This is a genomic window from Caulobacter sp. GSs2, from assembly GCF_058680895.1.
The window spans coordinates 663,757-685,877 of sequence record NZ_CM178725.1; the positions used below are offsets into that span (position 1 = coordinate 663,757).

Sequence of the window (22,121 nt, forward strand, 5' to 3'; positions counted from 1 at the left end):
CACTGCGTACAACGCCCTCATCGACTTGCCCTCTATGTCTCTGCAAGCAGATTGCACGCCTTGAAGTTGTTTTTTCGCTAACGGTCGCGCTAAAATCTACCAGGCGCCCAGTTCACGCAGCTGGCGGGCCAGATCCAGAGGCATGTCCGCGGCTTCGCTTTCCGTCAGATCGGCCGGCGCATCCTCGGCCGGCAGATAGCGCCAGCCCTGAAAGGCCCGCCTGGGCTGCGGAACCACACGAATGATCGGCGGATCGACCGTCACCTCGCAGCGCTTGGCCGCGCCCTCGCCCACCGTGTCGATGGCCAGGATCTTCTGGCGGCACAGGACCTGGCCCTTGAAGACGCGATACAGCGAGCCGCCGTCCAGCACCTCGTCGACGCGCTTGGGCGTCATGCGGGTGTGCATGATCCACGGCTCGCCGGTCTTGTGCCAGGCGAGCAGGTCCTCGATCGTATCGCAACCGACGACCAGCTTGATGATGTGCAGGGGCATGGGCGGTTGTTAGCGCGGTTCAGGCCGCCGGTTCCAGCCTGGCCAACACCACACCCTCGCTGACCTGACCGCCGGCCACGGCCGACAGCTCGGCGACCACGCCGTCGAACGGCGCGGCCAGGGCGTGCTCCATCTTCATGGCTTCCAGAGTCAGCAGGGTCTGGCCCTTGACGACGCTCTGGCCGGCCTCGACCGCCACCGAGACGATCTTGCCCGGCATGGGCGACAGGATCGCGCCATCCGAGGCGGCCGAATGAGCGCCGCCACCCTGGTAGCTGAAGTCGAACTCCTGGACGTCGCCGCCCTCGAACACCCGCAGCGGGCCATCGCCATGCGCGCCGGGCAGGACATCGACATCGTCCAGAGCCCGGCCGTCCTCGACGGTGATGTCCCAGGACCAGTCATCACCGCGGCCACCGGCCAGGGCGACGCGCAACGGAACCTTGCGGCCGTCGATGCTCATCGGCAGGTCCATGGCCGCGCGGGGCGCATTCATGCGGAAGCCCAGCAGACGCGATGGCGCGCTGACGAACGGATCGGCCTTGGGCTGATCGGCATCCATAAAGCCTTCCAGGCGCTGGCCGATAGCGGCCAGGGTCGGGGCGTCGGAGAAGGTGCGCCCGACCAGTTCGTCCAGCCGAGCCTCGATGAAGCCCGTATCGATCCGGCCTTCGACGAAATCCGGATGACTCGCGCAACGGGCCAGGAAGGCGGCGTTGGTTTTGACCGGCCAGACCTCGACCAGGCCGCAGGCCTCGGCGAGGCGCAGGGCGGCGTCCTCGCGGTCGACGCCATGGGCGATCAGCTTGGCGATCATCGGATCGTAGAACGGCGAGACCTCGCCGCCCTCCTCCACCGCGCTGTCGACGCGCACGTCGCCCTCAGGCAGGCGGAAATGCTTCAGCTTGCCGGTGCTGGGCAGAAAGCCGGTGACCGGGTTTTCGGCATAGAGGCGAGCCTCCATCGCCCAGCCATCCAGTTCGATTTCGTCCTGCTCCAGGGGCAAGGGCTCGCCAGACGCGACGCGCAGCTGCCATTCGACCAGGTCCTGGCCGGTGACCATCTCGGTGACGGGATGCTCGACCTGCAGCCGGGTATTCATCTCCATGAACCAGATGCGATCGGCGCGCAGGCCCTCGCTGGCGTCGGCGATGAACTCGACGGTCCCGGCCCCGACATAGTTCACGGCCTTGGCGGCCTTGACGGCGGCGGCGCAGACGGCCTGACGGGTGGCCTCGTCCATGCCGGGGGCCGGAGCCTCCTCGATCACCTTCTGGTGGCGGCGCTGCAGCGAGCAGTCGCGCTCGAACAGGTGGACGACATTGCCGTGGCTGTCGCCAAAGACCTGCACCTCGATGTGGCGCGGGCGGGTGACATATTTCTCCAGCAGCACGCGCTGGTCGCCGAAGCTGGCGGCCGCCTCGCGCTGGCACGAGGCCAGGGCCTCGGCGAAGTCCGCAGCGGCTAGCACCTTGCGCATGCCCTTGCCGCCGCCGCCGGCCACGGCCTTGATCAGCACGGGGTAACCGATGATGGCCGCTTCCTTGGCCAGGCGCTCAACGGACTGATCGTCGCCCAGATAGCCCGGCGTGGTGGGTACGCCCGCTGCGATCATGAGCTTCTTGGCGGCGTCCTTGAGGCCCATGGCGCGGATGGCGCTGGGCGGCGGGCCGATCCAGACCAGACCCGCATCGAGCACCGCCTGGGCGAAGTCGGCATTCTCGGACAGGAAGCCATAGCCGGGATGGATCGCCTCGGCCCCCATCTGCCGGGCGGCCGCGAGGATCTTTTCCGGAACCAGATAGCTCTCCCGCGCCGGCGCCGCGCCGATCAGGATGGCGCTGTCGGCCTCCATCACGAACGGCGCGTCAGCGTCGGCCTCGGAATAGACGGCGATCGTCGCCACCCCAAGTTCCTTGGCAGTGCGGATGATCCGGCGGGCGATTTCACCCCGGTTGGCGATGAGGACGGAAGAGATCACGGGAGGGAAAGGACCTAGATCTGGGAAAGGGTGAAGAGGAGCAGGGTCAGTTGAATTCAGTCTATTCCGTCCAGGACGGCTTGCGACGCGCCAGGAAGGCCCGCACGCCCTCTTGGCCCTCTTCGGACACGCGGCGGCGCGCGATGCGCTTGGCGGTCTCCTCGATCAGGCCCTTGTCGAGTTTCTGATCAGCGAAGTCGTTGACCAGCGCCTTGGCGTCGCCGATCGCGCCGGGGGCGCAGGCGACCATCTCCTCGATCAGGGCGTCGCGCGCCACCTCAAGGCCGGCGACATCGTCGAACACTTCATCGACCAGGCCGTAGCTCCAAGCCGCATCCGCATCAAACACCCGGCCCGTGGCGAACAGCAGCTTGGCCGTGCGCGGGCCCAGAGCCGCGATGACATAGGGGCTGATGGTCGCGGGGGTCAGGCCCAGCTTGACCTCCGAGAAGCTGAAGGTGGCGTCCGCCGTGGCCATGGCGTGATCGCAGGCCGCGACCAGACCGGCGCCGCCGCCGAACGCCGGGCCTTCGACCAGGGCTACGGTCAGGGCCGGCACGTCGTGCAGGGCCTTGAGCATGTGGGCCAGTTCCAGGGCGTCGAGGCGATTGTCATCCTCGCTCCAGTCGACCGCGTCGGCCATCCAGCTCAGGTCAGCGCCGGCGCTGAACGCCCCGCCCATGCCGCGCAGGAACACGACGCGCACGCCCTCGGCGCCGTGCAGGGTCTCGAATGCCTCCCGCAGGGCCGCGATGGTCGCCGCGTCAAAGGCGTTCTTCTTTTCGGGCCGGTTGATCCAGACGGTCACCGCCCCTTCAGGCGTGCTTTCCAGGTGAACCAGCGGGCTCACGGCGTCGGTGTCGGGAACTTCGACAATCGGATCGGCGATAGGGTTGGTCATCGGTCTGGGCCTTCCTGAACTCTGGGCAGACAGTACATCACATGCGGTCGCAGCGGGTGGTCCTGAGACAGGCCCGGATGATCGAAATCCCTGTGCTCATCGCGCAGGAACCCCAGCCGCCGCATGACCGCCTGGGACCGAACGTTCGAGCGGGCCGTAAAGGCCACGATTTCTTCGACAGGCAAACGCCCGAAGCCGTCGGCGAGGATCGCCGGCATGACGCCCGAGACCAGGCCGCGCCCCACGGCGTCGGACCTCAGACGCCACATGGCCTCGACGCCCTTGAACCCCAGGGCGCCGTCCAGGGCGTGCAGCCCCGCCGCGCCCACGGCCTCGCCGGCCTCATCCAGCACCGCCCAGATCCCCCAGCCGTCGTCGACCAGACCTGACGCCACGCGTTCGAACGTGGCGCGGCTCTGCGCGGCGCTCATTGCACCGCCCAGCCAGTGGGCGACCCGTGGATCACGGTTCAGCGCTTCCCAGGCGGGAAACAGCGTCTCGGTCCAGGGAGCCAGACGAGGATGGGGCGCGGCAGTCATAGCTACATCCGGAAGACGCCGAACGTCGTCTCCGGGATCGGCGCGTTGAGGCTGGCCGATATGGCCAGACCCAGGACGTCGCGAGTTTGAGCCGGATCAATGATCCCGTCATCCCAGAGGCGCGCGGTGGCGTGGTAGGGATTGCCCTCATCCTCGTACTTCTGGCGGATCGGAGCCTTGAAGGCCTCGGCTTCCTCGTCGGTCCACTTGGCGGCGTCGCGGTGGACGGTGGCCAGCACGCTGGCGGCCTGCTCGCCGCCCATCACCGAGATGCGGCTGTTGGGCCAGGTGAACAGGAAACGGGGCGAATAGGCCCGGCCACACATGCCGTAGTTGCCGGCCCCGAAGCTGCCGCCAATCAGGACGGTGAACTTGGGCACCTCGGCCGACGCGACGGCCGTGACCAGCTTGGCGCCGTCCTTGGCAATGCCGCCGGCCTCGTACTTGCCCCCGACCATGAAGCCCGAGATGTTCTGCAGAAAGACCAATGGAATCTTGCGCTTGCAGGCCAGTTCTATGAAGTGCGCACCCTTGACGGCGCTCTCGCTGAACAGCACGCCGTTGTTGGCCAGGATCGCCACCGGCTGCCCCCAGATACGGGCGAAGCCACAGACCAGGGTGGTGCCATACAGCGCCTTGAACTCGTCGAACTCGCTGCCGTCGACGATGCGAGCAATGACCTCGCGGACGTCATAGGGCGCGCGGACGTCGGTCGGGACGATGCCGTAGAGTTCCTCGGCGTCGAACAGCGGCGCCCTGGTCTCGGTAATCACCAGTTCGGCGGGCTTGGTGGTGTTGAGGTTGGCGACGATGGAACGGACGATCTCCAGCGCGTGCTCGTCATCATTGGCCACGTGATCGACGACACCCGAGCGACGGCCATGGGTGTCGGCCCCGCCCAGTTCCTCGGCCGAAATGACTTCCCCCGTGGCGGCCTTCACGAGCGGCGGGCCCGCCAGGAAGATGGTGCCCTGGTCGCGGACGATGACGGTCTCGTCGCTCATCGCCGGCACATAGGCGCCGCCGGCGGTGCAGGATCCCATGACGCAGGCGATCTGGGCGATGCCCGCCGCGCTCATCCGGGCCTGGTTGAAGAAGATGCGGCCAAAGTGGTCGCGGTCGGGGAAGACTTCAGCCTGGTGGGGCAGGTTCGCGCCGCCGCTGTCGACCAGATAGACGCAGGGTAGCCGGTTCTGGGCCGCGATCTCCTGGGCGCGCAGGTGCTTCTTCACCGTCATCGGGAAGTAGGCGCCGCCCTTCACGGTGGCGTCGTTGGCGACGATCATCACCTCACGGCCCGACACCCGGCCGATGCCGGTGATCACGCCGGCGCCGGGGGCCTCGCCACCATAGAGGTCGCAGGCCGCCAGTTGACCGATCTCGAGGAATGGCGAACCCGGGTCGAGCAGCCGCTCGACGCGCTGGCGCGGCAACAGCTTGCCGCGCGCCACATGGCGCTGGCGGGTCGCTTCGGGGCCGCCCAGGGCGGCCGTGGCCACCCGCTGACGCAGCTCTTCGACAAGGCCGCGATTGTGGGCGGCGTTGCGGGCGAAGGTCTCGCCGGACGGATCGATAACGGAGTTCAGCTTCGGCATGTGAGCGGCATAGCCTTTTACTTTCAAACCCGAAAGGCGGTAGTTTTCGCCTCTCGCCCAGCAGTAATCCGCGAAAACCCTCCGCGAACGGTCTTGGCCAGGGCGCGACAGTTCGGACCGATCGCACCGCGATGGTCAAGCCTTGCCATTCAAGCTAGCGTCCCGTCGTGGGAACGACTCTGGACGCCTTCGACGACTCTGCCTTGGCGCGCCTGTTCGCCCGTGAGCGGCGCGATGGGGTGGCGTCGTGGTTCTCTCTGCCTGGCGGCGCGACGCTATATGCCCCGGGCGAGGAAGCCGACCAACTGTATTTCCTGCGCACCGGCCGCCTCGGCGCCTTTCGGCGCGAGGAAGGCCAGGAGCCTCAGTTCCTGGGGGTGATCCGCCCCGGCGAACCGGCCGGCGAAATGGCCCTGATCGGCGGCACCCCGCATTCGGCCAATCTTGTGGCGCTGCGGGACAGCGAGGTTCTGGCCCTGCCCCGCGCCGACTTCTTCGAGGCGGCAGAGAACGACCCGACGGTGATGCTGGAACTGTCGCGGCTGATGATCCGTCGCGCCCGCCAGGCCCAGACCCACGCGGCAATAGGCGATCCGTCGGTCTTCGGATTCATCGCCGTCGAGCCCGGTCAGGCTATCCGGCCCGTCGTCGAACGGCTGGCGCGCTGCATGGAAGCCCTCGGCTATTCCGTGACGGTCGAAGGCGCCGAGTCGCAGCTGGCGCCGACCGAGTGGTTCAGCAATGTCGAGCGCGAGCACGACTTCGTTCTCTATGTGGCCGAGGCCGACGAGACCCAGTGGAAGCATGTGGTGGGCCGCCAGGTCGACCGACTGTTCCGCATTGGACACGGAGAACGCACGCCGCCCGACGCTATTCCGTCCTACGCCTCCGGCCCGTTGCAGGCCCAGCGGCTAGTCGACCTGATCCTGCTGCAATCGAGCAGCCTCAAGCAGCCCCAGGGCTCGGAGGCCTGGATGGAGGCCACCAAGGCGGCGCGGCTGTTCCATCTGCGCGAGAACGGGATGGCCGACGTGCAGCGTCTGGCTCGGATGTTGACCGGGCAGTCGGTAGGCCTGGTGCTGTCGGGCGGCGGCGCACGGGCCTATGCCCATATCGGCGCCATTGAAGCCCTGCGCGAGCGCGGCGTTCCCATCGACTTCGTCGGCGGCGCCTCGATGGGCGCGGTGATCGCGGCGGGCCTGGCCATGGGCTGGGACGACGGCGAGATGGAAACCCGCATTCGCCACGCCTTCGTCGACTCCAGCCCCCTCGACGACATCGCCTTCCCGATGATCGCCATGACCCGTGGCGACAAGGTCAAGGCGCGGTTAGAGGAGCACTTTGGCAACGTCCAGATCAGCGATCTGTGGCTGCCCTTCTTCTGCGTCTCCTCGAACCTGACATCGGGCTCCTATCACCTGCACCGGCGCGGGCGACTGCATGACGCCCTGCGCGCCTCGATTTCCCTGCCCGGCGTCTTGCCCCCGGTGTGCGAGAACGGCGCGGTGCTGGTCGATGGCGCAGTGATGAAGAACTTCCCGGCTGACGTCATGCGTTCGATGCAGCTGGGGCCTATCGTCGGGGTGGACGTCACGCGCGGTCGCAGCATTACCGACGAGGACGTGGTCGCGCCGGCGTCCCTGTGGAAGTGGATCTGGTCGGGCGAATGGCGCAAGGGACCGCCCATCGTGGCCCTGTTGATGCGCGCCGCGACCGTCTCGACAGGCCGCGACCTGGCCGCCAGCCGTGAAGCCTCCGACGTGCTGATCACGCCGAAACTGGACAAGATCGATATCCGGGACTGGCGGGCCTTTGCGCCGGCCGTCGCGGCCGGCAAGATCGCGGCCGGCATCGCCCTCGACGGGCTGGACAGGCCGGTCACCGACCTGCGCCGCCGCCCCAGCCTGGCCGAACGCGCCCGCACGGCGCTCAATCCCGTCGGGCGAGGATGAACATCCGGGTGAACGGAAACAGTGTCACGCCGTCCTCACGGCGCGGATAGTCGCGCGCCAGCCGCGCCCGCCAGGCGTCAAGGAACGCCGCCTTCTCCTCAGCGTCGGTCAGGGCGTCCAGATAGGGCAAAAGCGTCGTCCCCATCGTCCAGTCGACGATCGGATCCTGACCGTGCAGGGCGTGCAGATAGGTGGTCGTCCAGATATCGATCTCGGGACACAGCGGCGCCAGCCAGGCGTAGTAGTCGCGCGCATCGTGGGAGGGCCGCACACCCTCGACGCCGGCCAGTCGCGGGGCCCAGGGACCGGTCGCGGCGATCTCGCCCAGGGTCTTTCGCCAGGCTACATCGGTCACCAGCGGCATCTGGCAGGCCAGCACGCCGCGCGGCGCCAAGGCGTTCGCCAGGCGCGGAAACAGGACGGCATGGTCGTCGACCCATTGCAGGGCGGCGTTGGTGAACAGCAGATCGACCGGGTGATCGGGCGCGAAGCTGGCGATATCGCCCAGAACCCAGTCCACCCGGGTGGAAAGCCCCCTCGCCCGCTCCAGCATCTGGGGACATGAATCCAGGCCGTGCACGATCGCAGCGGGATGTCGCGCCGCCAGCAGCGCCGCCTGCTCGCCCGCGCCGCAGCCCAGGTCCCAGATCTGAATTGGATCAACGTCACGCGGCAGCGCCGTCAAAAGATCGAGCGCGGGTCGCTCCCGATAGCTCCGATACAGGGCGTAGATGTCGGGGTTCCAGACAGGCATAGACGTGGCCTTCACTTCGGGTGCGACAATTGGCGCGCGCCGGAGACAGCGCAGCACTCGTTAACGTCTTTGTTAATGCGCGATTCACCGTATATCTAAGTCAGGTCTCCGCTAGAGAGACCTTTGGGAAGGACACCGATCCATGCCTCGGCCCGTCAAGCTCACGATGGTCGTTGATCGCCGCAAGGATGCGGCGGGGATGATGCCGCCCCATTCTCACAGGCTTTACTTGCCCCGCCCGATGATGATCGGCGCGACACTGCTGTTCTGGGCGGCGGTTGTTGTGGGCCTGAAGCTGCTGGCGTCCTGATTTCAGGCGGCAAGGCTGCGTCAAGCGGTCGCGAGAATAGCCACTTCCCTCTTCGCGAAATTCGCGCTCATACTCCCCTTGTGTTGTTCAACATCTGAAAGGAGGTGACCAGTGTCTCATTGTCTCCAACCGAGGTCGCGCATCGTGACCTGGAGCCTGAAGATCGAGGTATCCGCCTAGAGGCGTTGAATCGCTCCAAGGTTTCAGTCACGCCGCGCACTGCGGCCACGACGATGGAGGGCCGTTCCGGGCAATCGGAACGGCCCTTTTTCATGCCTTGAAGGTCAACCGCCGACCAGTTCGCGACCGATCAGGAAGCGGCGGATTTCGTTGGTGCCGGCGCCGATGTCGTACAGCTTGGCGTCGCGCAGGAACCGCTCGACCGGCCACTCCCGGGTATAACCCGCGCCGCCCAGGGCCTGGATGGCCTCCAGGCAGGTCTGCACGGCGTTTTCCGAGGCCAGCAGGATCGCGCCGGCGGCGTCAAAGCGCGTGGTCTTGCCCGCGTCGCAAGCCTTGGCCACGGCATAGACATAGGCCCGGGCCGAGTTCAGGGCGACATACATGTCGGCCACCTTGCCCTGCATCAGCTGGAACGAACCGATAGCCTGGCCAAACTGCTTGCGCTCGCGGACATAGGGCAGAACCACGTCAAGACAGGCCTGCATCAGGCCCAGGGGCCCGGCGGCCAGCACCGCGCGCTCATAGTCCAGGCCGCTCATCAGCACGCCCACGCCGCCGCCAACCGGGCCCATGACGTTCTCTTCGGGAACTTCGCAGTCCTCGAACACCAGCTCGGCGGTGTCGGAGCCGCGCATGCCCATCTTGTCGAGCTTCTTGCTGACGCTGAAGCCCTTCATGCCCTTCTCGATCAGGAAGGCGGTAATGCCGCGATCACTGGTCTTGGCATAGACCACCAGCGTGTCGGCATGCGGCGCGTTGGTGATCCAGAACTTCGTGCCGTTCAGCACATAGCGGTCGCCCTTCAGTTCGGCGCGGAGCTTCATCGAGACCACGTCAGAGCCCGAACCGGCCTCGCTCATGGCCAGCGAGCCGACATGCTCGCCGCTGATCAGCTTGGGCAGATAGCGGTTCTTCTGCTCGGTCGTGCCCCAGCGGCGGATCTGGTTCACGCACAGATTGGAGTGGGCGCCATAGGACAGGCCCACCGAGGCCGAGGCCCGGGAGATCTCCTCCATGGCGATGACGTGCTCGAGATAGCCCAGGCCCAGGCCGCCAAACTCTTCCTCGACGGTGATGCCGTGCAGGCCAAGGTCGCCCATCGGGACCCACAGTTCCCGGGGGAACTCGTTAGTTTCATCGATCCGGGCCGCGATCGGCGCGATCTTGTCGGCCGCGAAGCGGGCGGTGGTGTCTCGGATCGCGTCGGCCGTTTCGCCCAGCGCGAAGTCCATCGAGGGTGCGGAATTTGTCATCATGCGCACTCGCATAGCACAAACGCCCGCGGATCAACGAGACCCACGGGCGTTCATGCTCACCAGCTTTTCAGCCGGGATCAGTCCTGGTCGGCCTCGTCGGGACCCGCCAGCTTGCGCAGCAGCAGATAGGCCGAAACCACAAAGCAGATCGCGCCGATCATGCTGGCGCCATAGCCGAACATCTTGATCTGCGAGAAGCCCGGGCCCGAGGCGACGGTGAGGATCCACAGAACCCCGCCGCCGAACATCGCCAGGCCCAGCACGCCCAGGCTGACCAGCAGGCTGAGGTTGCCAAAACGTGGTGCTTCCGGCTCGGCGAACGGCACATCAAGCGCGCTGAGGGCCACGTCTTCGCTGGTCGAGAAGCCGTCCAGATTGAATACCGAGGGCGAGGTCCGCGTAGCGGTCTCAAACAGGGTGGGCTCGACGACAGGCGCCGGCGTCGGCGGCATGAAATCAACGACCGGAGCGATCGGTTGCGGAGCGACCGGGGCGACGGGCTCCGGGGTCAGGCGGAACGGCGCGCTGACGGTCTCTTCGAAATCCTCGTAGAGAACGGCGGCCAGCGGCGCGGCGGCCGGAACCGGCGGTTCGGGCAGCACCAGATCGTCGCGAACGACGGCGGGGGCCACAGGCGCCGCGACCGGCGCAGGCTTGTCGGCCAGGATCGCTTCAAGACGCGCGCCGACGGCGGCGGCGGCCTGTTCGCTGGCGGTCGGGCCTTCCTCGTCGGGAACGACGATCGCCAGAGGCGCGCCGTCCTCGCGTTCGACCACGGCGCGGTCGCCTTCAAAGCGGGCCATGACCGTGGCCGGCGTTTGCTTGGGCACAGCGCAGCTGGCGTCGTAGTCGACCTTGGGCCGCAGGATCGGGCTGGGCGCGGCGATCCAGACACCATCGGCCGGAGTCAGGAACAGAGCCTTCTCGGCCGAGCGGCGACGGACCAGGGCGTCGATGACGATCCGCTCGCCCTCGAAGTCGGCCTTGCGCCACATCTCCATCGCGCAGGCGGCCTGCAGCAGCGAGCCCTCGTTGATCCGGCGAAGGACGCCGGAGCGGACGAAGTTGTCGAGCCCGATATTGAAGGCGAAGCAGACCAGCGCATCGAACTGGTTCTGGTTCAGCGGCGAATAGGTCTGTTCGTTGACCGCATGGGCCACCGAGATCAGATCGTAGAGGAGCAGGGCCTCGGCGTCCTTTTCCGAAACGGTCGCCCCACCGCGCGCGGTGAGGGTATGGCCGTAACCGATCGTCCAGCGCCCATCGGGGAGCTGAGCGGCTTTCATCCGGTAGCCTTCGAATCTCTTGATGAGATCGACGGCGGCGCGGGAGACCTGATGACGCGGTTTCATCGCGGAGAATGACCCAGTTTGAGACAGACGCAGTTGCGTTCGTCTCTCTCCCGGCAAGATAGGGGCCGGTTTGGGTGTTCCCGTGACGGGCGAACCAGTTTTTTAGTGGAGCAGCAGGGCCGCGATCAGCAGGACCGCGAAAAATCCCGTGAAATCCGTGAGGAAAGTCACGAAGATCGACGACGACACCGCCGGATCCCGTCCCATCCTCTCCAGGGCCAGGGGCGCAAGGATGCCGCCGACGGCGGCCGTGAAGATGTTGGTCACCAGGGCCAGACCCACGATGATCGCCAGCTTGCCGTGCTGATCCTCCGGGCCAAAGACCAGATAGGTGGCCCCGCCCATCACCAGGGCAAGACACAGGCCATTGACCAGCCCCACGGAAACCTCGCGCAGCACGATGCGGCGGGCGTTGGCTGTGGTCAGCTCCTTGCTGGCCAGGGCGCGCACGGCAACGGCCAGACTCTGGGTGCCTGCATTGCCGCCCAGGGACGAGACGATGGGCATCAGGATGGCCAGGGCCACCAGCTGGGCGATCTCTTCCTGGAACACCGCAACGCCGCTGACGGCGATGCTGGCGGTGACCAGATTCAGCAGCAGCCACGGCAGGCGCGCGCGAACGATGTCAATCACGGTCGCGTCGCGACCGGCGTCCGACACGCCGGCCAGGGCGAGGATATCCGCCTCGGCCTCTTCGCGGATGACCTCGACGATATCGTCGACCGTGATCTGCCCCACCAGCCGGCCACCCGGATCGACGACAGGCGCGCTGATCAGGTGATACTTGTCGAAGATGTAGGCGACCTCTTCCTGGTCCATCTCGACCTGGATTTCGGTCACCGCCTCCATCAGGTCGGCCAGCCGCGTCTCGCGGCGGCTGCGCAGCAACAGGCTGATCGGAATGGCGCCGACGGGCTTGTAGGTCGGATCCACCACATAGACGTCGAAGAACAGCTCGGGCAGCGAGTCGCCGGCCTCGCGCACGTGGTCGATGGTGTGACCGGCCGTCCAGAACTCGGGAGCCGCCAGGAACTCGCGCTGCATCAGGCGGCCGGCGGTCTCGTCCTCATAGGACAGGGTGGTCTCGATCGCGGCGCGATCGATCTCGCCCATGGCGGCCAGCACCTGATAGCGCTTGGTGTCGTCCAGATCGTCGATGACGTCGGCGGCGTCGTCGGTGTCGAGTTCTTCCAGCGCACGGGCCAGGGCTACCGAGGGCGTGGCCTCAAGGATCTCCTCGCGAAGATTCTCGTCCATCTCCGAGATGATCTCGCCCAGCGCCTCGGGATCGAGGAGCGGAATGACCTCTTCGCGATAGGCCGAGGACAGAAAGCCCATCAGGTCGGCGACGTCGGCGGGCTCCAGGGCCCCGACCAGCTCGCGCAGGCGCTCGGTGTTGCCGCTGTCGGCGGCGTCGATCACCATCTCGACATATTCGGGATTGAGCGCGTAGTCGTCGCCCAGCGCGAGGTCTTCAAGATCCTCGGGAAGGGCGACCTGGGGGAACGGAGCCTTGTCCAGCGCGTCGTCGGTCAGTTCGGCGATGTCCCGGGTCATGGGGGCCTCCTGAGCTCAAAGGGCTTGGCGTCGCTGGCGTGTTCCGAAGGATGGCTGGCCAGCTTCCCTTGGGAAAGTCAGGCCTGAAAACGATTAGAGCGCGCCCAGCGAGTCGGAAACCGATTTCGCCAAGCACGCTCTAGTCAGTTTCACCTGGTGCGGTCGAGAAGACTCGAACTTCCACGCCCTTTCGGGCACAGCGACCTCAACGCTGCGCGTCTACCAATTCCGCCACGACCGCACGTGGTGAGGGGCGGCTGGTAGCAAACTGAATCTGGTTTGGAAAGGGCAGAGTTCGTTGAAAGCGAACTAACTGGCGAGCGTCAGACGCCGCCGGCCATATAGTCATAGACATCAGCAGCGCGCGTCACCTGAATGGCGATGCGATCGTCGCTGATCTGGATCTCGCCGCGGGCGATGGGGTGGTTGTTGGCCAGGATCCAGACCTCGTCATTGGTCTTGGCGTCCAGCGGGATCACCGCGCCACGGCCCATGCGCAGCAGCTGCTGCATGGGTAGGATCGAGCGCCCCAAAAGAACGGAGATCTCGACATTGACGGCGTTGACCTGGCTCACGAACTAAGGCCCCTAAAATCGACTCTCGACCATTCTTGGTCGCGGCATCGAGATTGCAAGAATAGGGCCGTATGCTTGATCGCCCGTTAAGCCTTGAAAATAAAGGAAACCCGCTTCTGGGGCGCAGCGACGGCGCGCCCGTGGGCTGGGCGGTTTCGACCGATTATGTCCCCTACCCGGCAGCCGTTGCCGCCATGGAGGCGCGCGCCGCCGCCATCGCCGAGGGAACGGCGGGCGAACTGGTCTGGCTGCTGGAGCATCCGCCGCTCTACACCGCCGGCATATCGGCCAAGGGCGCGGACCTGATCGAGCCCGACCGCTTCCCGGTGTTCGAGAGCGGGCGCGGCGGCCAGTACACCTATCACGGCCCCGGCCAGCGGGTGGCCTATGTGATGCTGGACATGACTCAGCGCGGGCGTGATGTGCGGGCCTTCGTGGAGGCGCTGGAGGCCTGGATCATCGACGCCCTGGCCGCCTTCAACGTGGTCGGCGAGATGCGCGAGGGCCGGGTCGGCGTCTGGGTCGAACGCAGGGGCGCGGGCTGGTCGCGCGAAGACAAGATCGCCGCCATCGGGGTCAAGCTGCGCAAGTGGGTCAGCTTTCATGGCATCAGTCTGAACGTGGAGCCAGACCTTGGCCACTTCTCGGGCATCGTTCCCTGCGGCCAGACCGAGCACGGGGTCACCAGCCTGGTCGATCTGGGCCTGCCGGTGACCATGGACGAGGCCGACGCGGCCCTCAAGGCCAGCTTCCAGCGGGTGTTTGGGCCGGTTGAGGACGCCGCTGCGCCGGTCTAGATCGAAACTGTGCTCTTCAGCGGGCTGGGTCCGTAGCGGTTGGCCCCCTGCTCGCTGCCCATGACGCCCAGTTCGACGATCGCCCACAGGATGGCGATCGAGAACACGAAGTCGAGGAAGTGCTCGGGCTGCGGCCACACGGCCACAACGGCCACCAGGATCAGGGCCGCGAACCAGCCCGACCGGCCTCGGTCATGCAAGCGCTTGGACAGGATACAGGCGCCCGAGAACAGCAGGGCCGGATAGACCAGCCAGCCGGTCAGCCAGTGCAGGGTGTAGCCCGCTATGGCCTCATAGATCACCGTAAAGCCGATCAACACGGCGGCGGCGATCAGAAACGGGGTGCGTGACAGCCGCCCATTGGACGACAGAAACAGCTCCGCCCATTCAGTCTGACCGTTCATGTGCCCTGGCTCCGAGTCGACTAGTACCGCTGCCAGTCTAGGCGCTTGATCTGCTGCCCGGAAGAGAGATCACCCCAAGGCCAAAACACTAGGCTGTTCCTTAGAATGTTTCGGGGAACGCCCGTAGCGATTTGCGCCCAGCGTTCCTTCCATGATTCCAAAATCAACCAAGAACCAAAGCCCCACGATAAAGCCCAGTCCGTTGGCCACGGCCAAGGTCCATTGCGGGAAGGGATAGAAGACCGCGCTCAGGACAAACCAGTGCGGTACGTAGCCTAGGAATGCGATCCAAGCTGGCCGCTCTCTGTCATGCATGCGCTTTATAAGAATGGCGAGGATCGGCCACAGCGTCACAAGGCCAAGTAGGTTTAGCCGTGGGTCAAGAAAATTCAGGTCAAGCCCAGCCGCGAGTACGGCTCTGATGACTAGGTTCACAAGGCCGATGGCAAGCGTCAGAAGCCAATAATCTCGACGCCGTAGCCGCCCCTGAAAACTGAAAAGCTTTTGTAACAACGTCAAGATCGACCTCGCTTCGGTGATGAAGCGCAGCAAATCACAATCTTCACGCGAACTCCACCAGCACCTCATCCGCCGCGACAGGATCGCCGCCCTTGGCGTTGACGGCCTTGACCACGCCGTCGCGCTCGGCGCGGATGATGTTCTGCATCTTCATGGCCTCGAGCACACAGACCACCTCGCCCTCGCGGACCTGCTGGCCGGCGGTGACGTCCATCGAGACCACCAGGCCCGGCATCGGCGACAGCACCAGCTTGGACGTGTCGGCCGCCTGTTTCTCGGGCAGCATGTCGTGCAGCTGGGCCGAGCGCGGGGTCAGGACCAGAACCCGGGCCTTGGCGGCGCGGTGGCGGATGGTGAAGCCTTCGGCCGCCGGGGCGACCTGAACGGTGAAGGCTGACCCGCCCAGCACGCCGCGGAACGCCGGCTTGCCCGGACGCCAGACGACGTCGCTCAGGATCAGAGAGCGGCCCTCGTCGAGCAGCTCGACGGTCAGGTCCTCGTCGCCCGACAGCTTCACGCGACGCTTGGCGTGGCCGACGGCCACCACCCACTCGTCCCGCACGGCGCCATTGAGGCCGGCGACATTGGTGCGCGCCCGGGCGGCATAGACCCGCTGCATGGCCGCGCCGACGGCGGTGAGGATGTCGATCTGGACCGGCGTCGGCTCGGTGCCGGCAAAGCCGTCGGGGAACTCGTCCTTGATGTAGTTGGTCGACAACTGGCCGGAGCGAAACCGCTCCTGGTCCATCACCGCATTGAGGAACGGGATGTTCTGGCCCAGGCCCTCGATGTGGAAGTCCTCCAGCGCCCGGCCCATGCCGTCGACGGCGGCGATCCGCGTCGGGGCCCACGTGCACAGCTTGGAGATCATCGGGTCATAGAACATCGAGATCTCGTCGCCCTCGCGGACGCCGGCGTCGTTACGGACGACATAACCTTCATGCTGGCCCTCTTCCGGCGGGTCATAGCGGACCAGGCGACCGATGCTGGGCAGGAACTTGCGGTAGGGATCCTCGGCATAGATGCGGCTCTCGATCGCCCAGCCGTTGATCTTCAGATCCTTCTGTTCGAAGGCCAGTTTCTCGCCCCAAGCCGAGCGGATCATCTGCTCGACCAAGTCCAGGCCGGTGATCAGCTCGGTGACCGGGTGCTCGACCTGCAGGCGGGTGTTCATTTCCAGGAAGAAGAAGCTCTTGTCCTGGCCGGCCACGAACTCGACCGTGCCGGCGCTGTCGTAGTTGACGGCCTTGGACAGGGCCACGGCCTGGGCGCCCATGGCGTTGCGGGTGGCTTCGTCCAGCAGCGGGCTGGGAGCCTCCTCGATGACCTTCTGATTGCGGCGCTGGATCGAGCATTCGCGCTCGAACAGGTGGACGACATTGCCGTGCTTGTCGCCCAACACCTGGATCTCGATGTGGCGCGGGCTGACGATGAACTTCTCGATGAAGATGCGGTCGTCGCCAAAGCTGGCCTTGGCTTCGGCGCGGACAGCCGGGAAGCCTTCCTCGACGTCCTGGCGGGTCCAGGCCACGCGGATGCCCTTACCGCCGCCGCCGGCCGACGCCTTGATCATCACCGGATAGCCGATCTCTTCGGAGATCTTGATGGCATGGGCAGTGTCGTCGATCTCGCCGATATGGCCGGGCACGCAGGACACGCCCGCCGCCTGGGCGAACTTCTTACTCTCGATCTTGTCGCCCATGGCGCGGATGGCGCCGGGATTGGGCCCGATGAACACGACGCCCTCGTCGGCGCAGCGCTGGGCGAAGCCGGCGTTCTCCGACAGGAAGCCAAAGCCGGGATGCACGGCCTGGGCGCCCGTCTGCTTGCAGGCGTCGATGATCTTGTCTGCGATCAGGTAGGACTGATTGGCCGGCGACGGGCCGATATGCACCGCCTCATCGGCCATCTCGACCGCCATGCTGCCAGCGTCGGCGTCGGAATAGACTACCACCGTCGCGATCCCGAGACGACGGCACGTCTTGATGACGCGAACGGCGATTTCGCCTCGATTGGCGATCAGGATCTTGCTGAACATGGTGTGGCCCCCGGCAAGCGTATTGTCTTGTTGGACACCGGTTATCAGGCCCTCGCCTGTTTGCAACCTTGCCCCTACGGCGCTAAAGCGGAGTCAGGGCATGACACCGGTTTCCAGAAACAGTGCTCGCAGAATTTGCTCCGGGGAGAAACGGCCAAAATGAAGCCCACCGCTCACATCGCCGCGCTCGCGCTGGCCATGGCCCTCGCCGCGCCCGTCATGGCCCAGACCGCCGCGCCGCCTGCCGCCGCGCCGGTCTATCCGCCCTATGGCCGGTCGGTGAGCCTGGCCGAGGCCAAGGTCGCGGTCGCCGCCGCCCAGGCCGAGGCCGTCAGGAACGGCTGGTTCATGGTCATCACCGTGGTCGAACCCAACGGCGCCCTGGTGCTCAGCGAAAAGATGGACGGCGCCCAGTACGGCTCCAACGACGTGGCGCGCCGCAAGGCCGAGACCTCGGCCAGCTTCCGTCGCCCGACGCTGTTTTTCCAGGACGCGGTCAAGGGCGGGACGCTGAACGCCATCTTCACCGGGGCCCTGGCCATCGAAGGCGGCGAACTGCTGATCATCGACAATCGGATCGTCGGGGCCATTGGCGCTTCGGGCGGCTCGGGCGCGCAGGACGGCGTCGTAGCGCGCGCCGGCGCGGCCGCCCTGGCCAAGTAAGCAACTTCGGGCGGGCGGGATCGGCGACGGCCCCGCCCACCCAAGGGTCGTCAGTCTGGGGCGAACTCTCTGGCGAACATCGCCTCACAGCCGGCGATCAGCGCTTCGGACTCCGGCGCGATCAGCTGGGCGACACCGGCCGCGAAACTGACCGGCGCGGTACCGGCGGCGCTGACAATCCTGCCTGACGTCACCGCCCTCGCCTGATCGACATAACGGGCGCCGCCGCCATAGCTCGGCGCCTGCGCCTCCAGCCAGTCCTTGCCGTTGGAGGTATGCTCGCGCCCGTCGAACAACCTCGCCCGGGCCGCGGCGACCGTGCCCGCACAGATCGCGCCGACGATCTTGCCGTCGGCGATCGCCTGTCGCAGCAGGCCGAACACGGCCTCGTCTTGGAAGCTCGTCCAGGCGTCCGAACCGATCAGCAGGAAGACGTCCGCGTCAGACAGGACCGGATCATCGAACCTGTAGTCTGCTGCGGCCAGCAGCCCGCCTATCGAGGTCTGGGGCTCGCCATCCGGCGTAGCGATTTCGATCTGGACGCCCAGATGCTCACGCAGAAGCGCCAGGACAGGCCCGGCCTCCCAATCGGCCCAGCCCGGTTGCAGAAATGCGACGGCGACAGTCATCGGCCTTCCCCTAACGCAGCTTCACGGCGGTGCCAGCGGCGGTGACCATCAGCATGCCGCCGTCAGGGCCCAGCGACTCGTAGTCGAGATCCACGCCCACGACGGCGTCGGCGCCCAGGCGGCGGGCCTCTTCGCTCATTTCCTGCAGGGCGATGTCGCGGGCTTCACGCAGGGCCTTCTCGTAGCCGCCGGCCCGGCCGCCGATGATATTGGTGATGCCGGCGAAGATATCGCGGAAGATATGCGCGCCGATAATCGCCTCGCCCGACACCACACCCAGGGTGGCGACGGTCTCGCGCTCGGCGATCGAAGGGGTCGTGCAGGTCAGCATTGGCTCTTTCCGTCCTGTTGGCGGCCCAAATGGCGGGCTTGTCTCTACCGGATTCGTTCCGGGCGTCTTACATTGGGTGTCATGACAGACGCCGCCACCCGATCGACCGCCGGTTTTGACCTCACTGCGCCCAACGAGGCCGAACGCCATCACCTGGAGGCCGCGCTCACCACCGAGGAGGCCCGGGTTCTGCTGCAGCATGGCACCGAGGCCCCGTTCTGCGGCGGCCTGCTGGGCGAAAAGAGCCCGGGCGTCTATGGCTGCCGCCTGTGCGGCCTGCCCCTTTTCCGGCATCAGACCAAGTTCGAAAGCGGCACCGGCTGGCCCAGCTTCTACGCGCCGTTCGCCGAGGACCATGTTCGAGCGATCACCGACTCTTCGTATGGCATGACGCGGATCGAGACGCGCTGCGCCCGGTGCGACAGCCACCAGGGTCACGTGTTCCCGGACGGTCCGCAGCCGACGCGGCTGCGCTACTGCATCAATTCGGTGTCGCTGCAGTTCGTGAAGGCTGGCGATCCCCTGCCCGACCCCCTGCATCGCGGCGATCCGACCGTCGATTGAGCCAGCGGCTTCAGCTTCCCTCTATACCTACTAAACTGATCTGATTTGAACGGCAGTCGCGAAAGCGGTTGGGCGCCTCACGACACCCTCCGGCCACGGCCGGAGGATCAGGGGCCGCGCCGTGCTGGCCGAACTGATCCGGGAGGTAGAGGCCGCCCGCGCGCCCGGAGGCGGCGAGCGGCCCAGCCTCTAGAAGTCCGCCGACAGGGTGAACTGGATCGTGCGGTGCGAGCCCGGGCGGAAGGTCGCCAGGGTGTTCACGGTCGTGCCGATCGTGCCCAGATAGTCGGTGTCGAAGATGTTATCGACATTGACCCGCGCCTTGACCTGCTCGAACGGGCCAAAGCCGAAGCCGTCGCCCATGTCGAGATAGGCGTTCCAGATCATGTAGCCGGGCGCGTGCTCGCTGTTGATGAAGTTGGTGAAGCGGTCATCGATCAGGCGTCCCGACAGGTTGAACACCAGACCATCGGTCGGCTCGAGCGTGACCCCGCCCTGGAAGATCCATTCGGGGAAGTCCGGCACCTTCTTGCCGGCGATCTTCAGCGCGGCCGGCGTCGGCGTCAGGACGAAGTTGGCGATATCATCCTGAAATTCCGAGATATTGTACGAGATGTTGGTGTTGAAATAGACCTTGCCGTCGAAGAGATCCGGCTTCCACTGGCCGCTGAACTCGGCCCCCGACGCTTCAACCGCGCCGACATTCTGGAAGAAGCTCTCGGTCGTGGTGCTGCCAGGCACCGGCGCGGAGAACGACTGCAGGCGGTTCTTGAACTCGGTCTTGTAGACCACGAACGAGGCATTGAAGGTCGCCCGATTTGCGCGATAGCCCAGCTCCCAATTGGTCGAGGTTTCGGCCTCGGGCGCCGGGACCAGCGGGCTGGCGGCCGACAGCACGTCATCAGCGCCGCGCGGCAGGGCCATGTTCTCCGAGTATGATGCGAAGACCTGGTCGCGCGCGCCCACCGAATAGACCATGCCGATCTGTGGCAGGAAGCTGTCAGACCAGTTGGCCTTGATGCTGGGCTGACGGCGATTGATGTAGTCGGCCGGGTTGCGATAGCCGCTGATCTCGTAATCGACGTCCAGCGTCTTGAACCCGAATTCCAGCTTCAGGTCGTCGTCCAGCAGGCTGAGCGTGTCCTTCAGGAAGAACTGCATCGTCTGGCGGGTCGAGGTGTAGTTGCGCTGCAGGTGGACCGGTTCGTTGAGCAGCGGCGCGCCATCGGGATTGCCGCCCTGGACGTTATAGCGGGCCTGGGTGCGGTGGTAGTCGTCGTCCTCAAGCCAGACGCCGGCTTCGACAGTGTTGATCCCGATGCGCCATTCGCCCTTGGCCGTGACGCCCTGGCGGGTGCCGTCGACGCCGGACAGGCCATACTGGATGCCCTTGGGCGCGGTCAGGCCGGCGACGATCAGGCGTTCTGCATTGTGGCTGGTCAGCGATGTCGCATAGGCCTCCGGCGAGACGCCATAGCCGCTCTTGTCCTCGTAATAGGCCGTGGCGGTCAGATCGATCGCCTCGCCCAGCGCGGTCTTCAGGGTCAGGCCGTAGAGGTGGTCCTTCCGCTTGTTGATCGCGAACTTGTAGTACTGGTTATAGGCGGTGTTGGAGTAGGCGACGCCCGCTGTCGTCATCGGCAGCGAGGTCGCTGTCGCAGGCGAGCCAACGGCACCGGATACCGGCACATAGCCCAGATAGGCGAAGTCGCGCCCTTTTCGGCCGAAGATGTCGTTGGCGTTCCCGAAATACTGCGCCTTGGTGATCGACGGCGAGTCGTAGTCGAAATAGTCGTTGTGCACGGTCTGGAACGTCAGGCTGGTCGCCTCGCCCATGTCCCAGCGCAGCTTGGCTTCATAGTGGGTGCGATCGATGGTGCCCGGGCCGCGCCACAGGTCGCCCTCGATCCACGAGCCACTGACATAGCCCGAGAACGGGCCGACCTTGCCGCTCTCCAGCCGCAGGAAAGTGCGCTTAAGGGCGTCGCTGCCGCGCGTGTAGCTGGCCGAGCCGCCGGCTACTTCGCTGGGGGCCTGAGTGAAATAGTCGACGATCGGACCCAGCGACGCATAGCTGGGCAGGGCCACGTCGCCGGCCCCGGCCGAGGCGGTGACCCGCAGCAGGTTCTCGTTGTCGACATAGCGATAGATCGGGCTGCCGCCGAACTGGTCGCTACGGCCCATGGGGATGTCGTCGAGCAGGAAGCCGATCTGCTGGAAGTTGAAGGCCCGCACGGAGACCGAATTGCCGAACTCGTACATGCCCAGGGCGTCATTGGCCTGGACGTTGAAGCCCGGCAGGGACTCCAGCATCTTCAGGCCGGTAACGCCGGCCGGCGCCGAGAGCAGCGCCTCGCGCGTAATGGAAACCGTTGCGGTTGCCTGATCGGTGCCGATGGCGACGCTGGCTTCCGACACCCGCTTGCCGGTGACGACTACCAGATCGACCTCCGTCGACGGCGCGGCCTCCTGGGCCAGCACCGGCGTGGCGACGGCAAGGATCGAGGCCGCAAGAAGCGCCGGTTTGAGGCTTCGCGATCGGGTTTTTGGTTTGATGCTCATGACTATCCCCTCTTTGACCTCATCGCGCGGGGAGGCCCGACGAGATCCTGTTTGGTCCTAGGACTGACGAAGATGAGACGCCGATTTCAGGCGTTGGCCGCTCGCGAATGCCGCAACGCGCGCGAATCCAGGCGCACTGCACGGTGCGACACCGATCCGTCGCC

General features: G+C 66.0%; 21 protein-coding genes, 1 tRNA gene and 1 pseudogene. 6 read left to right on the forward strand and 17 right to left on the reverse strand.

What is annotated here, in order from left to right; translation table 11 throughout:
• Positions 1-96: 96 nt before the first annotated feature.
• The 5 genes from ACW17Z_RS03205 to ACW17Z_RS03225 all read right to left on the reverse strand — a co-directional run bounded on the left by ACW17Z_RS03205 (position 97) and on the right by ACW17Z_RS03225 (position 5,511).
• On the reverse strand, positions 97-495 hold the full coding sequence (locus tag ACW17Z_RS03205) for a DUF1489 family protein (RefSeq protein ID WP_492057531.1): 399 nt from the start codon (positions 493-495) through the stop codon (positions 97-99).
• A 19-nt stretch (positions 496-514) separates the two neighbouring features.
• Complete coding sequence (locus ACW17Z_RS03210) at positions 515-2,476, reverse strand: acetyl/propionyl/methylcrotonyl-CoA carboxylase subunit alpha (RefSeq protein WP_492057532.1); 1,962 nt, start codon at positions 2,474-2,476, stop codon at positions 515-517.
• Between the two features lie 61 nt (positions 2,477-2,537).
• Positions 2,538-3,377, reverse strand: coding sequence for an enoyl-CoA hydratase-related protein (locus ACW17Z_RS03215; RefSeq protein WP_419317335.1), 840 nt, complete (start codon positions 3,375-3,377; stop codon positions 2,538-2,540).
• A complete protein-coding gene (locus ACW17Z_RS03220; RefSeq protein WP_492057533.1) occupies positions 3,374-3,916 on the reverse strand; it encodes a GNAT family N-acetyltransferase in 543 nt (180 codons plus the stop codon). Before ACW17Z_RS03220 ends, ACW17Z_RS03215 begins: the two co-directional genes overlap by 4 nt.
• 2 nt (positions 3,917-3,918) lie before the next feature.
• A complete protein-coding gene (locus ACW17Z_RS03225; protein ID WP_492057534.1) occupies positions 3,919-5,511 on the reverse strand; it encodes a carboxyl transferase domain-containing protein in 1,593 nt (530 codons plus the stop codon).
• A gap of 179 nt (positions 5,512-5,690) precedes the next feature.
• Here ACW17Z_RS03225 and ACW17Z_RS03230 point away from each other — a divergent pair, with 179 nt between their 5' ends.
• Positions 5,691-7,463 carry a patatin-like phospholipase family protein gene (locus tag ACW17Z_RS03230; RefSeq protein WP_419321469.1) on the forward strand — a complete coding sequence of 591 codons (1,773 nt, stop codon included), beginning with the start codon at positions 5,691-5,693 and terminating at the stop codon, positions 7,461-7,463.
• On the opposite strand, the gene ACW17Z_RS03235 is transcribed toward ACW17Z_RS03230, so the two are convergent.
• Positions 7,441-8,217: a methyltransferase domain-containing protein gene (locus ACW17Z_RS03235; protein WP_492057535.1), complete on the reverse strand. Its 777-nt coding sequence runs from the start codon at positions 8,215-8,217 to the stop codon at positions 7,441-7,443. The genes ACW17Z_RS03230 and ACW17Z_RS03235 overlap by 23 nt on opposite strands.
• 142 nt (positions 8,218-8,359) lie before the next feature.
• Between ACW17Z_RS03235 and ACW17Z_RS03240 the strand changes: the two genes are divergently transcribed.
• Positions 8,360-8,527, forward strand: coding sequence for a hypothetical protein (locus ACW17Z_RS03240; RefSeq protein ID WP_419317339.1), 168 nt, complete (start codon positions 8,360-8,362; stop codon positions 8,525-8,527).
• 94 nt (positions 8,528-8,621) lie between these two features.
• A pseudogene (locus tag ACW17Z_RS03245) lies at positions 8,622-8,707 on the forward strand (hypothetical protein).
• A 104-nt stretch (positions 8,708-8,811) separates the two neighbouring features.
• On the opposite strand, the gene ACW17Z_RS03250 reads toward ACW17Z_RS03245, so the two are convergent.
• The 5 genes from ACW17Z_RS03250 to ACW17Z_RS03270 form a co-directional block, all read right to left on the reverse strand.
• Positions 8,812-9,966 carry an isovaleryl-CoA dehydrogenase gene (locus ACW17Z_RS03250; RefSeq protein WP_419317340.1) on the reverse strand — a complete coding sequence of 385 codons (1,155 nt, stop codon included), beginning with the start codon at positions 9,964-9,966 and terminating at the stop codon, positions 8,812-8,814.
• Positions 9,967-10,043: 77 nt separating this feature from the next.
• Complete coding sequence (spmX, locus tag ACW17Z_RS03255) at positions 10,044-11,318, reverse strand: lysozyme-family localization factor SpmX (protein WP_492057536.1); 1,275 nt, start codon at positions 11,316-11,318, stop codon at positions 10,044-10,046.
• A gap of 102 nt (positions 11,319-11,420) precedes the next feature.
• A complete protein-coding gene (gene mgtE / locus ACW17Z_RS03260; protein ID WP_419317342.1) occupies positions 11,421-12,875 on the reverse strand; it encodes a magnesium transporter in 1,455 nt (484 codons plus the stop codon).
• A 154-nt stretch (positions 12,876-13,029) separates the two neighbouring features.
• A tRNA-Leu gene (locus ACW17Z_RS03265) sits at positions 13,030-13,116 on the reverse strand.
• A gap of 82 nt (positions 13,117-13,198) precedes the next feature.
• A complete protein-coding gene (locus tag ACW17Z_RS03270; protein ID WP_007670373.1) occupies positions 13,199-13,450 on the reverse strand; it encodes a FliM/FliN family flagellar motor switch protein in 252 nt (83 codons plus the stop codon).
• A 71-nt stretch (positions 13,451-13,521) separates the two neighbouring features.
• On the opposite strand from ACW17Z_RS03270, the gene lipB reads away from it, so the two are divergent.
• Positions 13,522-14,247: a lipoyl(octanoyl) transferase LipB gene (gene lipB, locus ACW17Z_RS03275; RefSeq protein WP_492057537.1), complete on the forward strand. Its 726-nt coding sequence runs from the start codon at positions 13,522-13,524 to the stop codon at positions 14,245-14,247.
• Here the strand turns inward: lipB and ACW17Z_RS03280 are convergent.
• The 3 genes from ACW17Z_RS03280 to ACW17Z_RS03290 all read right to left on the reverse strand — a co-directional run bounded on the left by ACW17Z_RS03280 (position 14,244) and on the right by ACW17Z_RS03290 (position 17,208).
• On the reverse strand, positions 14,244-14,651 hold the full coding sequence (locus ACW17Z_RS03280; protein ID WP_419317345.1) for a DUF805 domain-containing protein: 408 nt from the start codon (positions 14,649-14,651) through the stop codon (positions 14,244-14,246). The two genes, lipB and ACW17Z_RS03280, sit on opposite strands and share 4 nt — an antisense overlap.
• Before the next feature lie 69 nt (positions 14,652-14,720).
• Positions 14,721-15,203, reverse strand: coding sequence for a DUF805 domain-containing protein (locus ACW17Z_RS03285; protein ID WP_492057538.1), 483 nt, complete (start codon positions 15,201-15,203; stop codon positions 14,721-14,723).
• A gap of 10 nt (positions 15,204-15,213) precedes the next feature.
• Positions 15,214-17,208, reverse strand: coding sequence for an acetyl-CoA carboxylase biotin carboxylase subunit (locus ACW17Z_RS03290; RefSeq protein ID WP_492057539.1), 1,995 nt, complete (start codon positions 17,206-17,208; stop codon positions 15,214-15,216).
• Positions 17,209-17,367: 159 nt separating this feature from the next.
• Here ACW17Z_RS03290 and ACW17Z_RS03295 point away from each other — a divergent pair, with 159 nt between their 5' ends.
• Entirely contained in the window at positions 17,368-17,871 is a 504-nt protein-coding gene (locus ACW17Z_RS03295) for a GlcG/HbpS family heme-binding protein (RefSeq protein ID WP_492057540.1), read from the forward strand.
• 50 nt (positions 17,872-17,921) lie between these two features.
• On the opposite strand, the gene ACW17Z_RS03300 is transcribed toward ACW17Z_RS03295, so the two are convergent.
• Positions 17,922-18,500 carry a DJ-1/PfpI family protein gene (locus ACW17Z_RS03300; RefSeq protein ID WP_492057541.1) on the reverse strand — a complete coding sequence of 193 codons (579 nt, stop codon included), beginning with the start codon at positions 18,498-18,500 and terminating at the stop codon, positions 17,922-17,924.
• Positions 18,501-18,510: 10 nt separating this feature from the next.
• Positions 18,511-18,831 (reverse strand): YbjQ family protein, encoded by a 321-nt coding sequence (locus ACW17Z_RS03305; RefSeq protein ID WP_419317350.1) that lies wholly within the window; start codon positions 18,829-18,831, stop codon positions 18,511-18,513.
• An 81-nt stretch (positions 18,832-18,912) separates the two neighbouring features.
• Here ACW17Z_RS03305 and msrB point away from each other — a divergent pair, with 81 nt between their 5' ends.
• On the forward strand, positions 18,913-19,395 hold the full coding sequence (gene msrB, locus ACW17Z_RS03310) for a peptide-methionine (R)-S-oxide reductase MsrB (protein ID WP_419255074.1): 483 nt from the start codon (positions 18,913-18,915) through the stop codon (positions 19,393-19,395).
• 189 nt (positions 19,396-19,584) lie between these two features.
• On the opposite strand, the gene ACW17Z_RS03315 is transcribed toward msrB, so the two are convergent.
• Positions 19,585-21,957, reverse strand: a complete 2,373-nt coding sequence (locus ACW17Z_RS03315) for a TonB-dependent receptor (RefSeq protein WP_492057542.1) — start codon at positions 21,955-21,957, stop codon at positions 19,585-19,587.
• Positions 21,958-22,121 lie beyond the last annotated feature (164 nt).

Coding starts and splice junctions, on each gene's coding strand:
- ACW17Z_RS03290 (WP_492057539.1), bottom strand. CDS start 17,208: ATGTTCAGCAAGATCCTGATCGCCAATCGAGGCGAAATCGCCGTTCGC.
- ACW17Z_RS03235 (WP_492057535.1), bottom strand. CDS start 8,217: ATGCCTGTCTGGAACCCCGACATCTACGCCCTGTATCGGAGCTATCGG.
- ACW17Z_RS03205 (WP_492057531.1), bottom strand. CDS start 495: ATGCCCCTGCACATCATCAAGCTGGTCGTCGGTTGCGATACGATCGAG.
- ACW17Z_RS03315 (WP_492057542.1), bottom strand. CDS start 21,957: ATGAGCATCAAACCAAAAACCCGATCGCGAAGCCTCAAACCGGCGCTT.
- spmX (WP_492057536.1), bottom strand. CDS start 11,318: ATGAAACCGCGTCATCAGGTCTCCCGCGCCGCCGTCGATCTCATCAAG.
- ACW17Z_RS03240 (WP_419317339.1), top strand. CDS start 8,360: ATGCCTCGGCCCGTCAAGCTCACGATGGTCGTTGATCGCCGCAAGGAT.
- msrB (WP_419255074.1), top strand. CDS start 18,913: ATGACAGACGCCGCCACCCGATCGACCGCCGGTTTTGACCTCACTGCG.
- ACW17Z_RS03250 (WP_419317340.1), bottom strand. CDS start 9,966: ATGATGACAAATTCCGCACCCTCGATGGACTTCGCGCTGGGCGAAACG.
- ACW17Z_RS03225 (WP_492057534.1), bottom strand. CDS start 5,511: ATGCCGAAGCTGAACTCCGTTATCGATCCGTCCGGCGAGACCTTCGCC.
- ACW17Z_RS03295 (WP_492057540.1), top strand. CDS start 17,368: ATGAAGCCCACCGCTCACATCGCCGCGCTCGCGCTGGCCATGGCCCTC.
- mgtE (WP_419317342.1), bottom strand. CDS start 12,875: ATGACCCGGGACATCGCCGAACTGACCGACGACGCGCTGGACAAGGCT.
- ACW17Z_RS03305 (WP_419317350.1), bottom strand. CDS start 18,831: ATGCTGACCTGCACGACCCCTTCGATCGCCGAGCGCGAGACCGTCGCC.
- ACW17Z_RS03215 (WP_419317335.1), bottom strand. CDS start 3,377: ATGACCAACCCTATCGCCGATCCGATTGTCGAAGTTCCCGACACCGAC.
- ACW17Z_RS03220 (WP_492057533.1), bottom strand. CDS start 3,916: ATGACTGCCGCGCCCCATCCTCGTCTGGCTCCCTGGACCGAGACGCTG.
- ACW17Z_RS03300 (WP_492057541.1), bottom strand. CDS start 18,500: ATGACTGTCGCCGTCGCATTTCTGCAACCGGGCTGGGCCGATTGGGAG.
- lipB (WP_492057537.1), top strand. CDS start 13,522: ATGCTTGATCGCCCGTTAAGCCTTGAAAATAAAGGAAACCCGCTTCTG.
- ACW17Z_RS03280 (WP_419317345.1), bottom strand. CDS start 14,651: ATGAACGGTCAGACTGAATGGGCGGAGCTGTTTCTGTCGTCCAATGGG.